The organism is Bacteroides sp. AF25-38AC, from assembly GCF_003602995.1.
Lineage (GTDB): Bacteria > Bacteroidota > Bacteroidia > Bacteroidales > Bacteroidaceae > Bacteroides > Bacteroides uniformis.
Genome location: NZ_QTMD01000071.1, coordinates 3,864 through 4,063 on the forward strand (window position 1 = coordinate 3,864; position 200 = coordinate 4,063).

Below are 200 nucleotides of genomic sequence, written 5' to 3' on the forward strand. Positions count from 1 at the left end.
GGCATTCTGGTAAGCCGGATGGCAAGCAAGAGCACCAACATCACCAGACCAAGCACCACATAAGCAGTAGTAACAGCATTCAATTCCTGCCCCTGGATGGCGGCCAGCTCCTCAGCCGGAAGTTGGGCACGCTCTGTCGCTGTCATTCCATTCAGTTGTGAGAGGATGAAAATCTGACTGATCACCACTCCCGTAATCGC

General features: G+C 53.5%; 1 pseudogene. It reads right to left on the minus strand.

What is annotated here, in order from left to right:
- Positions 1 to 200: pseudogene (locus tag DWY55_RS22460) on the minus strand (glucose/galactose MFS transporter); the annotation flags it as partial.